This window comes from Aliivibrio sp. S4MY1, from assembly GCF_028765545.1.
Taxonomy (GTDB): domain Bacteria; phylum Pseudomonadota; class Gammaproteobacteria; order Enterobacterales; family Vibrionaceae; genus Aliivibrio.
This window is the reverse complement of record NZ_JARACP010000002.1, coordinates 118,300-133,880: the sequence shown is the minus strand read 5'-3', so window position 1 is coordinate 133,880 and position 15,581 is coordinate 118,300. Positions and strand designations below refer to the sequence as shown.

The 15,581-nt window shown below is 38.3% G+C and carries 13 protein-coding genes; 4 read left to right on the top strand and 9 right to left on the bottom strand.

What is annotated here, in order from left to right; translation table 11 throughout:
- Positions 1 to 39: 39 nt before the first annotated feature.
- Positions 40 to 759 (bottom strand): SDR family oxidoreductase, encoded by a 720-nt coding sequence (locus tag PVK71_RS03110; protein WP_274417763.1) that lies wholly within the window; start codon positions 757 to 759, stop codon positions 40 to 42.
- A 164-nt stretch (positions 760 to 923) separates the two neighbouring features.
- Between PVK71_RS03110 and PVK71_RS03105 the strand changes: the two genes are divergently transcribed.
- Both PVK71_RS03105 and PVK71_RS03100 read left to right on the top strand, forming a co-directional pair.
- A complete protein-coding gene (locus PVK71_RS03105; RefSeq protein ID WP_274417764.1) occupies positions 924 to 1,814 on the top strand; it encodes a LysR family transcriptional regulator in 891 nt (296 codons plus the stop codon).
- A 146-nt stretch (positions 1,815 to 1,960) separates the two neighbouring features.
- Entirely contained in the window at positions 1,961 to 3,262 is a 1,302-nt protein-coding gene (locus PVK71_RS03100) for a diguanylate cyclase domain-containing protein (protein ID WP_274417765.1), read from the top strand.
- Positions 3,263 to 3,284: 22 nt separating this feature from the next.
- On the opposite strand, the gene PVK71_RS03095 is transcribed toward PVK71_RS03100, so the two are convergent.
- The 6 genes from PVK71_RS03095 to PVK71_RS03070 form a co-directional block, all read right to left on the bottom strand.
- Positions 3,285 to 5,222, bottom strand: a complete 1,938-nt coding sequence (locus PVK71_RS03095) for a diguanylate cyclase domain-containing protein (RefSeq protein WP_274417766.1) — start codon at positions 5,220 to 5,222, stop codon at positions 3,285 to 3,287.
- The gene (locus PVK71_RS03090; RefSeq protein ID WP_274417767.1) at positions 5,219 to 5,800 is read right to left on the bottom strand and encodes a YfiR family protein; all 582 of its coding nucleotides are present in this window, start codon (positions 5,798 to 5,800) and stop codon (positions 5,219 to 5,221) included. Before PVK71_RS03090 ends, PVK71_RS03095 begins: the two co-directional genes overlap by 4 nt.
- Before the next feature lie 2 nt (positions 5,801 to 5,802).
- Positions 5,803 to 7,986, bottom strand: coding sequence for a TonB-dependent receptor plug domain-containing protein (locus PVK71_RS03085; protein ID WP_274417768.1), 2,184 nt, complete (start codon positions 7,984 to 7,986; stop codon positions 5,803 to 5,805).
- 321 nt (positions 7,987 to 8,307) lie between these two features.
- Positions 8,308 to 9,516: an MFS transporter gene (locus PVK71_RS03080; protein ID WP_274417769.1), complete on the bottom strand. Its 1,209-nt coding sequence runs from the start codon at positions 9,514 to 9,516 to the stop codon at positions 8,308 to 8,310.
- A 9-nt stretch (positions 9,517 to 9,525) separates the two neighbouring features.
- On the bottom strand, positions 9,526 to 9,708 hold the full coding sequence (locus PVK71_RS03075) for a hypothetical protein (protein ID WP_146864443.1): 183 nt from the start codon (positions 9,706 to 9,708) through the stop codon (positions 9,526 to 9,528).
- Positions 9,709 to 9,840: 132 nt separating this feature from the next.
- Positions 9,841 to 10,305 (bottom strand): hypothetical protein, encoded by a 465-nt coding sequence (locus PVK71_RS03070; RefSeq protein WP_274417771.1) that lies wholly within the window; start codon positions 10,303 to 10,305, stop codon positions 9,841 to 9,843.
- Between the two features lie 240 nt (positions 10,306 to 10,545).
- Between PVK71_RS03070 and PVK71_RS03065 the strand changes: the two genes are divergently transcribed.
- The gene (locus tag PVK71_RS03065; RefSeq protein ID WP_274417772.1) at positions 10,546 to 11,079 is read left to right on the top strand and encodes a heme NO-binding domain-containing protein; all 534 of its coding nucleotides are present in this window, start codon (positions 10,546 to 10,548) and stop codon (positions 11,077 to 11,079) included.
- A 19-nt stretch (positions 11,080 to 11,098) separates the two neighbouring features.
- Positions 11,099 to 12,835, top strand: coding sequence for an ATP-binding protein (locus tag PVK71_RS03060; protein WP_274417773.1), 1,737 nt, complete (start codon positions 11,099 to 11,101; stop codon positions 12,833 to 12,835).
- A gap of 68 nt (positions 12,836 to 12,903) precedes the next feature.
- Here PVK71_RS03060 and PVK71_RS03055 read toward each other — a convergent pair whose 3' ends face one another.
- Both PVK71_RS03055 and PVK71_RS03050 read right to left on the bottom strand, forming a co-directional pair.
- Positions 12,904 to 14,379, bottom strand: coding sequence for a peptide MFS transporter (locus PVK71_RS03055; protein ID WP_274417774.1), 1,476 nt, complete (start codon positions 14,377 to 14,379; stop codon positions 12,904 to 12,906).
- Between the two features lie 264 nt (positions 14,380 to 14,643).
- The gene (locus PVK71_RS03050) at positions 14,644 to 15,564 is read right to left on the bottom strand and encodes a M14 family metallopeptidase (protein ID WP_274417775.1); all 921 of its coding nucleotides are present in this window, start codon (positions 15,562 to 15,564) and stop codon (positions 14,644 to 14,646) included.
- Positions 15,565 to 15,581: the final 17 nt, after the last annotated feature.

Sequence of the window (15,581 nt, the reverse complement as noted above, 5' to 3'; positions counted from 1 at the left end):
ATTATTTAATGATTATTGTATCGAGTAAGTCAGTACCTACTATGGTTGTTGCTTAGTTGGTGCTAAAGCAATCTCACGAATACACACGTTTTGAGGCTGTTGGTAAGCAAAAGACACTGCGCGTGCGATATCGTCAGCAGCTAATACGCCGCCCATGCTTTCTTTCCACTCACCGTAGCCGTCTTTAATCTCTTGAGAAGAGGTGTGAGACAGAAGTTCAGTTTCAACTGCACCCGGTGCAATAGTTGTAACACGGACGTTTGATAAAGCCACTTCTTCACGTACGTTTTCAGAGATAGCGTGAACCGCAAACTTAGTACCGCAGTAAGCCGCATGGTTTGGGAATGTCTTCTTACCAGCAATAGAGCTGATATTGATAATAGTACCCGTGTTACGCGCCATCATAGGTGCTAAAACCGCTTGCATACCATTTAGAAGGCCAATAACGTTCACATCAAACATTCTCTTCCACTCTTGTGCATCTTGTGTGTCAATTTGACCAAGAAGCATAGCGCCTGCATTGTTTATTAGCGCATCAACAGGGCCGAATTTTGCTTCACCCTGAGCGATTGCTGCATCAAAAGAGGCTTTGTCTGTTACATCTACTTTTACAGATAGAGAGTTTGGTAAGTTAAGCGCTTCAAGATGGTCAATACGACGAGCAAGAAGCAGCAGAGGATGACCTTCATCGCTTAAACGACGTGCGATTGCTTCACCAATACCAGAGCTTGCACCTGTAATAACAACTAATTTTTTCATCTTCTATTTCCTTAATAAATTCAATGAACAATCGAAGTCAGAGCCCTGCTTCGTTGCGATGGAGGTATATTACTACGACTTGTATTGTTGATATATAGTCATTTACTTGAAACTCTGTTGTTGTACTGCAACAATAGGGCATCGATAATTATTGAACCACTATTATGATTAATCACATTAACCTTACTGATATTCGCTCGTTTGTTCTTATTGCTCGTTTAGGTAACTTTACTAAAGCCGCTGAAACGCTCGATGTTTCTCGTTCGCACGTATCACGTCAAATAAGTAGCTTAGAAAAACAGATGGGCGTGACCTTATTAATACGAACAACACGCACGCTTCGTTTAACAGAGGCCGGAAAGCATTTTTATCATCAATGTGAACAAGCTCTTCATACTATAGACCAAGCTTTGTTATCTGCTGTAGATGATGTCGAAAAAGTGCAAGGAGAGATAAAGATAAACTGTGTTGGTGGTTATTTAGGTGAAGTGTTTCTAGCTGAGTTAGTGAATGATTTTATGCAGCAATACCCTGATGTATCGGTGAGTTTAGATTTTAGTAGCAACCGTGTCGATTTGATAGAAGAAGAGTTTGATATTGCGTTTCGTATGGGAGCGCTTGAAGATTCAGGATTTGTCGCTAAAAAGCTGTTGAATATTGAAATGGGAACGCTAGCAAGTCCCTCTTATTTGGCTCAATATGGAAGACCCGTTCACCCAAAGGAGTTGAATCAACATTACTGTTTAACGGGGTCAGTACGAAAGTGGCATTTTCAATCTCTTAAAAATAAAGAGCATTATGACGTTACCGTGAAAGGTAATTTACAGTGTAAAAATGGTCGCGTATTGGTGTCTGGTGCGTTAGCGGGGAATGGGATTATTCGTGTTCCATTGATTTATTGTCAGCAAGAGTTAGATGATAATAAGCTTGAGCAAGTATTTGAGGGGTGGGGGATACCAAGTGTCGACTTTTCAGCCCTTTATCATCGTGATCGCTATCAACCAAAACGATTAAGAACCTTTATTAAGTTTATAGCGAAAGCTTGTCAAGCTTAGTCACTTTAATGCGTTAACTGAGTGATTAATAAATTTATTACCTCTAAAGATTGATATTGAGTCATTTATTAAAAAGAGTTTTGTCATTTTTTATTATATCGACTACTATTCACTATAGTGGGTTGCAGTAAAAGGTTATGGATAATATGAGCGTTCGATTAAAGTTAGCATTATATTTATTGGTGCTGTTTTCAGTATCTATTAGCAGTTCAATTCTGACATTTAAGTTAGAGGCTTATGGTAATAAAAAACTTGAATGGGTAAATCATACTCATGATGTGATAACCAATTCAGAAAGATTACTCAGTTGCCTTAAAGATGCTGAGACTGGTCAAAGGGGATTTTTATTAACTCAGGAGGTTAGCTATCTTAAGCCTTATTATACTGGAGAAGTAGAAGCTCGAAACATCTTAGATCATTTATATCAACTAACGAGTGATAACAAAGAGCAACAAGCGGCCCTTGATCATCTTTCCGAAGTGATGCAATTGAAGTTCAATGAGTTAAAATCAACCATTGAATTAGTGCAAAATAACCAACAGGCTCAAGCATTAGCTATTGTCAAAGAAGACAAAGGCAATGCGTATATGGATGATCTGAGAAAAGACTTAACTCAGTTCATTAATATTGAGCTTTTATTATTAGAAAAGCGTAAGGGTGATTATAAAGAAAATCGCAGTAAGTTGGTGACCTTCATTAAACTACAAATGGTGTTTTTGGCTTTTTTAGCCATTGCGACTCTCTTTTTTATGAAGCGAAATTTGTTCGATCCCCTTCATTTATTACTTTCTAGTACTAAAAAAATGCAACAAGGTGAAAAATTAGACATTTCCGATATTGTTGAAAAAAATGAGATGGGCAACCTATTATCTGCTTTCTTTAAAATGAATGAAATCGTTCATGAAAAGACTGAAGCGTTAACCTATAAAGCACACCATGATGAATTGACGGGACTTAAAAATCGAACAATGGTGAATGAAGATCTTCAGTATGCGTTGCAGCACGCCGAACGAACTCATTCTAAGGTTGCTATCTATTTCATTGATTTAAATAAATTTAAAAACATTAATGATATGCTTGGTCATGATGTTGGCGATGAAGTTTTGGTTAAAACATCACAATTATTAGTTAAAGCGGTAAGACGAAGAGATAATGTATATCGACTAGGTGGTGATGAGTTTTTAATTATAGGTCAAGAGATTGCTCAACATTCTGGTGTGAAGAGATTATCATCAAAGTTACAAGACCAGTTTGCCTCTCCAGTTATTATAGGATCTGAACCTATGGATATATCATTGAGTATTGGTGTCGCTATTTATCCTGATCATGGGAAGCATGGAGAGGAGCTGATTAAGTACGCAGATATTGCCATGTATGAAGCGAAAAAAGAGGAAGGGACAACATGTTCTGAATTCACTCCCTCCATGCTTAAAAGAGAGAGTGATTAAAGAGTCAATGATATCGATACCATTAAGCGATATGGTATCGATTTTTTCCTGATACTTTTGCGCAATACATGGCTTTATCTGCTTTATTAAGTGCCGCTTTGACACTTACGTTTTCATCTGCTTTCCAATAATACACCCCAATACTTGCTGAGATTACCGGTTCACAATGTCCAATTATGATTGGTTGATTTATCGCATCCAAAATTCGATTTAAAACGGTATGTATGTGGTTATGCGTTTGTTCTTCATCATTTGTCAAAGTAAATGCTAATAAGAATTCATCACCCGCTAAACGGGCCACTAAATCATCTTTAGAGACACTATTTTTTAATCGTTGTGCAATTATCTTAAGTAGGTCATCACCACACTGGTGACCATAAGTATCATTCACGGCTTTAAAGCCATCTAAATCAAGAAATAAAATATAAACCGGCGTGTTACTTTGTTGATATTTAAGAAGAGTTTGATGAGCATTCTGCCTATTGGCTAAATGCGTTAATGCATCATGATTCGCTTCAAATCTCAATTGCTTTAATTTTACATCTTGTGTTTTATCATTAATGGAGACAACAAAAGATTCCACTTTGTTTTCGCTATTTTTAATGATTTTAATTGTGATTAAGCAAGGTAGCCATTCTCCGTTGCTAGACACATCGGTTTTGATTTGAAAAGAACCACGAGTGAGTAATTGCTTTAAGATGCGATAAGAAAATTTAACAGGGTGGTGAACAACTAATTGGTCTAATTTATTGATATCACCAAAATAACGAATAAAGGCAGTATTTTTTGTTTCAACGCTCATGTCGCGTAAAAGAACGACAACAGAGCTTGGGTTCTGGTCAAAAATGGTTTCGGCTAATCGTTGACGTTGCTCTGCGGCATAGCGTGTAGTGATGTCTTCAATATGCAATAATGAGTGTTGTTCACCTGAAATTGGGTATGATGAAATTTGATAGCGTACGCCAGTAATTTGATGACGGATAATAACGGGTAACAAACGTTTGTGCTGTTCAATATGTTCTAATAGCTCGTTAATGCGTGCGCTTGGTTCAAACTCATGCAGTACACAGTTAGGCGTTGAAGAACCATCAATATGATTGCTTTGATTTTTAATCTCAGGAAAAAGTAGATGGGCAGCTGGGTTGTAATAGGTGATTTCTTTATTTGGTGAAATGACTAATAAACCTTGCTCTATAGATTCAAGAACTTGATTAATATAGTGATTTCTATCCTCTAAACTTTGGAATGCTTGAGTTAATAAATCATCTCGATGACTCAGGTTATCGAGCATGTCATTAAAGCAGAGAGTCACCATACCTATTTCATCTGGGTGTAAAACATCAAGGCGTTTATTGGTAACCCCTTTTCTAATAACACCTTGCATCGAATGAAATAAAGACAATAAAGGTGTGGCAATTAATCGATGTAATCCATGAGCAAAAATAAGCGCTAAAACAGACAGTATTATTGAGGTAATTAAGAAAATGACGATGATCTGATTACGCTGTTTAAACATATTATCTTTGGATGCCCATACTGTTAGGTTTCCAAGGTGTTCATTATCTAGTGTAATTGGGTGGGTCACTGCAAAGAAAACAGAGTCAGAGCAATGAATAGCCTTATCTTTCCACTGACAGCTTTCTGGTAAATTATCCAGTTTTGCAAAAGGCTCATTATTTATATGTTCAACGTGAGCAGCAATAATTTCGGGATCAAAAGAGAGGGCGTTCATTTGGTCTAACCCCGTTTCTTGATCATTAAAAATTAAAGCACCAGATAGGTTGCTCGCGATCCCCTGGGCAAGAATGGACGTTCTTGTATATAAATTAGCACTATGAGTAATACCAACAAAATGCGCGACACTAGCACCAAGAATAAGGCTACTTAGTGTTAATAACGTCCAAATTGGATAAATGACTTTTTTACGCAACGGTAATGCACTAAACCAATGATGAATCATAATTTATCCTCATTAGTTGCTATTTCTGATACTGAAAGCAGTTGCGAACGAATAGATAGCCCGGTTGGCTTAATATTATTTAAACTGATCAAAGGTTTAATTCTGTTGTTTACTTTAATAAATGCAATCATTCCGCCAGATTGAACAAATGGCTTGCCGTCACCGATAAGCAGTGCGTGTGGTTGCGTCGTTTTTAATTGCTGAATGACACTAGAGTTTTGACTTGAAAGATAAATGATATGGCAAGTTTCTTTCTCTAGTTCTTTTATGGAAATGTACGGTGTGAATTTTGCTCGTTCAGGTTTTTTTTCTATGAGTGTTTGTAAGGTATTACTAGTCTCTAATTCTGCTGCTGAGCAAAAATTGAATTGTTTATTAGCTGGTGCAAACTCACCCCAAGAGGTTAAAAAAGCGAAACGAAATAAATAAACCGCTTTTAGGTTGTGATCTTGAATGTTGTTATCATTTGCTTTTAGAGGAAAACCGATAAGTAAAAGCAACAGGCAGCCCATTATTTTACAACGTAAGCTGTAAAACAAAGAGCTAAATGAACTTGCCTGTGCTTTTGTATTTAGCATAGCTATATGAAATTCCAGCTGATTTCAGCGTAGTATTGGGTACCATTAGCAAAGGGGCCATATTGCTCTGGGTATTCTTTTAGTTGATCGCTGCCTAGGTTTTCTGCGCTGACTTTTATGCTTGGCCATGTTGGTTTGTGTTGCCAGTTAACCGACATATCAAGAGTGATGATCTCTGGCCATACTAAGTAGTCATCACCATAGTCTTTATAGGCTTCAATAAGTGCTTCATCAGGTTCAGATGCTGAAACATAGTTAACAACAGAGGAGACCCAAACGGTTGGATGGATATCCCACATAATATGCAAAGTGGCATAATGGCTTGGAGTATTTTCTAGCTCTACGATAGGTAGTTTATTTGTTCCACAAATAGAGCCTGAACAATCTCCTTCTATGGTTTTATAGCTGTAATTTGCGTTAACTTGCAGCACATCAATAGGTCTCCACTGAGCGCTGATTTCTCCCCCCATGGTTTCTTGGGAGAGTGGGTCGATTAACTGCGCGAACATATCATCAATGATGGTGCCGTTAGAGCCCCCCGAACTTTCAGGGGTAAAGTAGCGATAACCACCTAACCCTTGATAGGCTCGAACATTCTTATGTTGGCTGTAGAAGAGGCTCACACTTAACTGGAACTGGTTATCTTGCCAATAGCGGTAACCTAGTTCATAAGTGTCGATAGATTCTAGTTTTAGATCGCGGTTGCCGAGGTAGTGATATGACATCATATAGTCATAGTAATTCAAACTGCCATCAGGGTTGACGGTATAAGCACAACTACTGCAATAGCTGTTTTCTTGAAATTGAGTATCTAACTCTAAGCGAGAAGGCGTAATCACTGCGCGACCCCAGCCCATCCATAGACGTTGATTATCAGTTAATTTTTGCAGTGCACGCACTTGTGGTTGTGAATACCACTCTTCGGTAATGTTTGCATATTGAATACGATTTCCCAGTGTGATTTCGGTGGTATCGGTTACATTAATCGTCCAGTTCGCGTATATACCATAACTTTGGTTCAAGAATTCATAATCTTCAACTGTGCGTATATAAGGTGAAAAGTATTGTTCTTCTTCTGTGAATTGAGCGTATTCCTCATCAATAATACGGGCGTTGACTCCGATAGTTAGCGCCCCAAAATCTTGGGTATTAAACGTGTATCGAGTATCTAAATCTAAACGTGTAAAACTGGCGGGTTCATTGGTGCCGTCTGATTCACTGTGAGTGAGCCAAAGTTGATTTTCCCATTGGTCACCATCCAGCTTGTCATGTAGATATTGAAAGCCTACAAACACCTCTTGAGAGTTCATTTCAGTAAAGAAAGCGTCGTAATCACTTTGATGTGATGCCGGGTCTAAAAAAGCAGGTGTGTATTGCAACCATTGATAATCTTCACGAGAGCGGATCCCACCAAATTGCATTGAGACGGTGTTTTGTTGGTTTTGGTAGTCAGCACGCATTCCAAAACGTTCAGTTAATACTTTTAAGTGACGAAGTTCATTAAAGATAGGATCTTTATCGGTAAAAGGAGAGTGTTGTAAAGATTCGATATAGCCAGATAAATGGGCATAGTCATTTATCTGGCCACTGTGATGCGCTTTAAATTCTTTATAGTCGAAATTACCTACCGCTGTACTTACTTGAGCTTTTGGAGAGTTTTCGGCATCTTTTGTAATGATATTAACAACACCATTAACCGCATTTCCTCCCCATATGGTGCCCACTGATCCTAAGACTACTTCAATACGGTCAATATTATCTAGGCTTACAGGCAAGGTATCCCAGTTAACACCAGAGTACATCGGGTTGACGGTACTTCTTCCATCAATCATTACTAGTAGTGTGTTGTTTTCACCTTGGTTTTTACTACGAGCAGAGACTGTCCAATCATAGTCTGAGAATTTAGCGACATGAAGGCCGGGTGCAAGAATAAGGACATCGGCAATCGAGCGTGCACTAGAGCGTTCAATTTCTTTTGAGGTAATTACATGAACAGATGCAGGGACATCCGATAAACTTAAGGAGGTTTTGGTTGCGGTAACGACTTTTGTTTCAGTGAGTGAATCTAAAGGCATATTTAACAGCGCATCAAGTTCATCAAATTCTTGCTCTATGTTTGCAACTGTGGAAAAAGACATAAAGACACATACAGCATATAGGAGTGAGGCTCTAGGAAGAATCAACATAATATCTAACACACTACATATAAAGAATGAATGAACGGCACTAAGTAAATACCCATTTCGTATATTTTGATTTAATTCTTATATTTAAGATAATAATGAGAAGGAAATTTACGACTTAACTCTATATTTGTGTAATTTATTTCGTTTTTTGTTGCATTGTGATTTCTCTTGTTAAGAAAAAAGCCGCTTGTTAAGCGGAAACCAATGATCTCTAAATTTAAACGCTTGTATTAATCGTTGAAGTGAACAGACAGAAAAAAGCCGATACACATGAAGAGTATCGACTTTGTTGTATAGCGTTGACTTGTTCTTAAAGCGTATCTAAGCGGTTTGTAATCTTAGTCTTTCTACAGGCTTATCATTAATAGGCAAATGAATTAATGCAGCACAGAAAGCAAGCACAACGGTAGACCACCAGATTGGCTCATATGACCCGTAGTAATCGTAAATACGACCACCAGCCCAAGCACCTAAGAAGCTGCCAATTTGGTGAGTAAAGAATACTAAGCCATACAAGGTCGATAAATAGCGAGCCCCGAAGATTTGGCGTACTAAACCAGAGGTTAATGGCACAGTACCTAACCAACAGAAACCAATGGCACCACCAAAGATAGCCGCTGTATGTTCTGTTACCGGTAAAGTGACGAATGCACCAATCACAATGGTACGGACAAAATACAACGCAGACATCACATGACGCTTGTTGAATTTGTCACCCATTACCCCCCAAAAGTAAGATCCAAAGATATTAAAAATACCCACATAAGCTAATGCCATTGCCGCGCTTGAAGTGGGTAAGTCTTTATCTGCCAAATAACTCGGTAAATGCGTTGCAATAAACATCACATGAAAACCACACACAAAGAAACCGGCGTGTATTAACCAGTAGCCCTTGTGTGAAAAGGCTTCTTTTAATGCCTCTGTTAGAGTTTGAGTGTCTTCTACTGTCGTGCCTTGTGATGATGGTTTTGCGGTTTTCATAAATAGCGCAAAAGCCACCATCAATGCACATAACATCGCAAATACTTGCATCGCGATTTGCCAGTTAAAGTCATGCAATAACGTTTGTGCGCCTGGGATCATGGCAAACATACCAAATGAACCTGCGGCAGTAGTTAAGCCAAAGGCTTTGGCTGCGTGCTCAGCAGGTACTACTTTAGCCACTGCGCCTAAAATGATCACATAACTTGTCGCACTTAATCCAAGGCCAACTAATGCCCCAAGAGAGACATAAAGCATACTTGATTCAGTTGCTATAGACGTTAAAGCAAGGCCTGCAGCATAAGCGATAGCCCCAATAATAATGATACGTTTAGATCCCCATTTGTCAGATGCCATGCCTATAAATGGTTGGAAAATACCAAACAAAAGGTTTTGTAGAGCAATAGCAAAACTGAAAAACTCACGACCTGTTTGGAAGTGCTCTGATATTGGCATCATGAAAATGCCGAATGATTGTCTGACCCCTAGACTGATAATTAAAATCCCGATCCCAAGCCATACTAGTGGTGGAAAACGAAAAATACTCATAATGTGCTCTTAATGGTGATGATGAGAATGGTGATGGCTATCGTCTTGACCTGTTTGCTGGTGGCATCCACTATTTACGGCTTGTTGAGCTAATAAATTCAACAAAGCAGGTGAGTTATGAACGGCAATAAGGGATAAAACTAATAACACACTCATTCTGACCAATTGAGCGAAAATGGATTGTGAAAACATGCTGCGCTCTTAGGGTTAAAAAAGAAGAGCGCGCATAGTAGAGAAAGGCTGCCTATGAGGCAAATGACTATTTTTCAAAGACTCTATGATTTTTATGCATAGTATTATCAATAAAGGAAGGTACTAGCTAAATTAGTCGGTAATTTCACCAACGATAACGTCTTCAACTTTACTGTTTAAAAACAGATTACGTTTAATTATAGGATCTACCGCAGCCAGTGCAGCGGAAGAGCCCGCCCAATGGTTGGTATGGGCGGCGAGCTCTACGTACGCGACATTGCTTTTAATTCTAAAATGAACGACTTGACCTGCGCTTTTATAGTTCGCAGATAAGATCTCTTTAGCGCTGTTCTCGGCAAGGTCTTTAAAAGACGTTTTAGGTATGCATTGGCTGACAAAACTCATTGAATTAAGAGGGTTTTCGCCACCAATTTGTGAAAACTCAGCCATGGCGTGACGATAATCAGGAATGTCTTCTGGTAATGACAATAAGAACTCATTGTTACTGCATTGAATAGCCACTGGTTCTAGAGTGGTTTCTAACTGGCAACCACTAAGAAGAGTAAGTAATGACATTAATGGAAGTGTTGACTTCATAAGAGGAGGGCTCTATATACTAATTTTTTATAAATATTGAGACTAGTGTATAGCCTCAAAGATAAATGTCGTGTCTTTATTTTGATAAATGTAGAAACAGAAGCAGAAAATTCATTTAAAAGAGAAGGAGTAGTTATCACATCCTGTTTGATTTCCCGTTTACTAATCAAAGATAAACCTACCTTATTTAGTTATTACTTCCTACACTTAGATAAAGCTAGTTTGTAAATAGGATTAAATATGAAAGGGATTATATTTTCAGAGTTTTTAGAGTTAGTTGAAGATACTTTTGGCTTAGAAGTCTGTCAGAAAATGCTGGATGACAACTGTGATGAGGGTGTGTATACCGCTGTCGGTACTTATGATCATAAAGACTTAGTTAAGTTGATTGTGTCATTAAGCAAATTAACCAATATTAGTATTGAAGATTTACAACAAGTGTATGGAAAGTCTGTTTTTCTTACTCTTTATAACAGTATGCCAAGTTTGGAAGGTAAGTCGTCCAATACGTTTGATTTTATTAAACAAGTAGAAAGTTATATTCATCTTGAAGTGAAGAAGTTGTATGCACAAGCAAGCCCGCCAGAGTTTGTTTTTATCTCTAATACGGAATCAGAAATGGTGATGGATTACATTTCTGCACGCTGTTTTTCTAATGTGTGTTTTGGATTGATCCAAGGGTGTGCTGAGCACTTCAATGAAAATATAGATATTCATATGCAAGCGATACAGCAAGATGGTTCTCAAGTTCGTTTTACTTTATTGAAAGTGTAATTTCATTAAGGAGATAAAGATGGATAGCGAGAAAATGATAGAGCTGTTAAATCGGAAAATTCAGAGAGAAAAGCAAGCTCGTAAAGCCGCAGAAACCTTACTTGAAAAGAAAAGTAATGAGCTTTATAGCGCCAAAAAGTTGGTTGAAGATACGTTACTTATGGTGCAAAAGCAGGCAGAAAATGATGTAGTTCTATTAAAATTTAAAAGCTATCTTGAGGCTCTTTTTTTGGAGTATAGCCAGCGATTACTGCAAGAAAAATTAACCAAAGGCCTATTGAAAGAGTTACTTGAAGATCTCGTTAATATTGAGCCAATACAAGCAATTCATCTCTCTTCAAGCCTAGTGACGCAAGAGCATGATATTAGTGTTTTCTATACCGATAATAGCATTCAATTTAGTGATTTCACTGTATCTAAGCACTCTTTAGATTGGAATGCCGAGTGTACTCAGTTGATTGTTTACCTTCATCAAGATGATGTGCAATGTGGATCGTTGCAAGTTATGTTTACTCTGCCTCCTAGCTCTACATGGTATGACACCATTGAGAATCAGTTTGGTTTGTTTTCAGAGATGCTCAGTGCCGCTTTTGAAAGGCAAAAATTATTAGAGGAAACTCTTAAAGAGAAGCAAAGAGCAGAGAAATCAGAACAAGCAACTCGTGACTTTGTTGCCATGATAAACCATGAACTAAGAACACCGCTTAATGGATTGCTAGGGTCAGCAGAGTTAATGGAAGATACCGTTATTACCCCATATCAGCGCACTTTGCTTGAGACAGTACATCAGTCTGGTGAGATGCTTAGAGTTATTATTAATGACTTACTTGATTTCAGTAAAATGAGTGCTGGAATGTTAGATCTTAAAGTGGACAACTTTGCATCAAGCCGACTTATATCGACTATTCAGAAAATTTTCACTCGCCAAATTGAAGAAAAAAGACTGGCCTTTGAAGTAAATGTGACTCCAAATCTCCCTGAAATGTTGCAAGGTGATATAGATCGAATTCAACAAATTATTGTAAATCTAATTGGTAATGCGATTAAATTTACCAAAGAAGGAAAGATAATCTTAACGGTTGCTTGGGTTGATAATTCTTTACAGATAATTGTTTCAGATACTGGGTGTGGTATCCCTAAAGATAAGCAAACGAGTCTTTTTGATCCTTTTATTCAGGTGGATAATTCGAGCAACAGGCAGTTTGAAGGGACTGGTCTTGGATTATCTATTTGTCAGTTTTTGGTCTCGGTTATGCATGGGGATATTTCGTTTTCAAGTGAGGAAGGCGTTGGCTCTGAATTTTTGATATTAATCCCCCTGAAGGAGTCAGTGGTTCAAGAAGGGATTAATGATAACGAGGTTGGTTCTTCTTTTTCAATTGAGCAACTTTCTATTTTGGCAGTAGAAGATATTAAGATGAATCAGACGATTTTAAAGATGATGTTAGCCAAAATCGGAATTATTCCTGAGTTTGCCGATAATGGTCAGCAAGCGATTGATTTTTTAAATAAGAATGAAGTTGATGTTATATTTATGGATTGTCGGATGCCAATAATGGATGGCTTTGAAGCGACAAAACAATTAAGAGATAGCGGGTATAATAAGCCGATCATTGCGCTTACAGCGGGGACGACGTCGATGGAAGTAGAGCAGTGTATTACAGCAGGAATGGACGATGCGTTGAATAAGCCTTATAAATTAAAAGAACTTCAAGCAATGTTGAAACGATGGGGCCCGCAATTGTTGAATAGGTAGCTCGATATAAAAAAGCCTTACTCTATTAAAGAACAGAGTAAGGCCATAATATTCAAAAAGAGGTGAGATTATACTTCTTGTTCTTTTAGTTCTGCTGTTTCAGCATGTTTGCTACTTTCAAGCATCTTACGAATAATGAATGAAGCAATAAAAGCAACAGCAACCATTACAACCGCTAGAATGGTTAATAGTTGGAAATAACCGCCATAAACCGTTTGCACAAACTCTTGAGTGATCACTTGACCTTTTTCTTGAGCGATAGAGGTTGAGAATACCGCACCAATAATGCCACTTAACGCCATCGCAACAGAGAATAGACTGACAGAAAAGCCTTCGATGTGTTTTGGTGCTACAGACAGGATGAATGCAACCACTAAGCTGCCTACGATAACTTCAGCAAACGCTTGGAAGAAGTGAATTAATAGGAACACTTCAGGACGAATGATTACATCTTCGCCCACGCTCATTACCGCCATGGTTAAAATACCAAAAGCAATCGCTGTTAGAATGAAGGCAAATCCAATTTTAGTTGCTGTTGAGAAATGAATATCACGTTTCTCAAGCGCAGAAAATGTCATCGCAATGATTGGGCCAGCGACAATACACCATAATGGATTCATCGCCATTGACGCTTCTGGTGCGATAGGGATTAGGTTGAATAGGTCACCACGCATCGTATTGATGGTTACCATGGTCATTGATGTCATCATTTGACCGTAGTAAACAAAGAAAGCAGTGGTCAGTGCTGTAACAATAAGGATAGTCCCCATTTTTAATGCGTCTGATTTCTCAGATTTGATCATCAAGAAAATGAAGTAACCAATAGCGGCAAGGCCAATGGCGTAAACAATGTTTTGGCCAATGTCCATATTTGAGAACATGAAGAATACCAATGCAATCATAGCAGTAGAGGTAACTAAAAATGCAGCCCACTTTTTAGAGCTTACTGGTTGCTGGTCAATATCCGCACCAACTGTTAATAGTGATTTACGGAAAATCACTAATGTCGCTAATGCAAAGAAAGCAAGAATAGCAGATAACATGAAGCTTCCGTGGAAACCAAGCACTAGTACAAACATAGGGAATAAGTACTGGCCCAATAGTGCACCTACATTATTTACTGAGTAGTTTACAGGGTAGCAGTTTTCAAAATGTTCTTGGGTATCAAAGGTGCGCTTATAAAGACTTGGATAAGAAGGAGACATTAAACCACGGCCGTAACTTGCTAATGCAATACCGCATAATGCCATTGGAACATTGGTGGTGTATGAGCCTAAGACAAGTAAAGCGTAACCCACAGAGAAACCAAGGTAGCTAATGGTTAATGAGCGGTAAGCGCCTAAAAATTTATCGGCAATAAAGCCACCGGCGATAGCAAACAAAGGGCCTATTGATGAAAATGCACCGACTACCATCATGGTATCAGCTTCGCTGTAGTTTAGTTCTTCTAAGAAAAAGCGAGTTAATATAACCATTACGCCATAAAATGATAAGCCAAACATCATTTGGCAAAACATCATGGACTTATTTAATTTGTTCCACATAAGGATTCTCTTTTAGATAATTACTTAAAGCATTTTACCATTAAGAGAATGTAACAAAATACGAATTTTTTATTTTTACATCGTATAAATATTGTAAGTAAGGGTGTTTTTTAGTGGGATGTATTACAATTTATTAATAATTCTATATATTAATTTTCTTGTGATTACTAAGTGTACGATATTCTGATAGGAAATAGATGAATCATTCAAAAGGTGTCCTTTTTGATCCGAATCATCTATTTGCTAAACTAGGAGGGAAGATTATTACTTTTGGGCTAATAGATACTCAATACCACCAACAATGGCGGCAACTTGTGCATCATTACACTCTTGTGCAGTTACTTTGTCGCTGTCCGGGTACACTTCTGTTGTCGATACAAAATCTGCATCGGTTAGACCAGCGCATAGACCTAGTTTCTTTGTTGGGTATTCAATTACGCCTTCTTGAACCACATCAGAGCCAATAATCTGGTTATTCTCATCTGGTGGTGCAATGTGTGTCACGGTACGAACAGAATCAATGATTGCTGTTTGAAATGCCGTTGCTGGCTTTTCTGTATCACCTACCGTGTAGAAACCATCAGGAATGTAACCTTCAATATATTCTAGGCCATCGCGTGCAGCTAATGCAGGACGAAATTCTGTTTCATCACTGTCTGTCGTTTCATGCAGATCAATGTGCGCAAAAATAGGTGTTCCAAGTGATGCAACTAATGCCATTAATCCTGCGGATTCTTCTGCTGGGCTATCAGCATAAAAAGAGCGGTTTGGATCGGTCGCTGTTGGGTTCCAACGATTAATCACTTCATAACCCCACGGGCTAACACAAGGGGCAACGACAATATTAAACCATTGGCTGTAATGCTCAGCTTTGGTGTCCACAAATTGCAGTGCGCCATGAACGCCTGAAGTTTCATAGCCATGAACACCACCGCTAATTAATAGCGTTGGTTTAGCATTATCCCATTGGCGAGTTTTAATGCAGAGCAATGGAAAGCGTGTTTCGTCATACGATAGCGCACCATATTGAGAGACATCGAAGCGATCAGAAAGCGCATGAATTTTGGTTGCTACTTCTTCTTGGTATGAACGTTTTACTGTCATGCTTGCAAGCCAAGCTGCTTTTTCTGCTTCGCCCCAAGGTTGGCCTTTTGTTCCAATTGGGTAGCTGTAATCGTCTTTCATGATGTTTCCTTATTCAT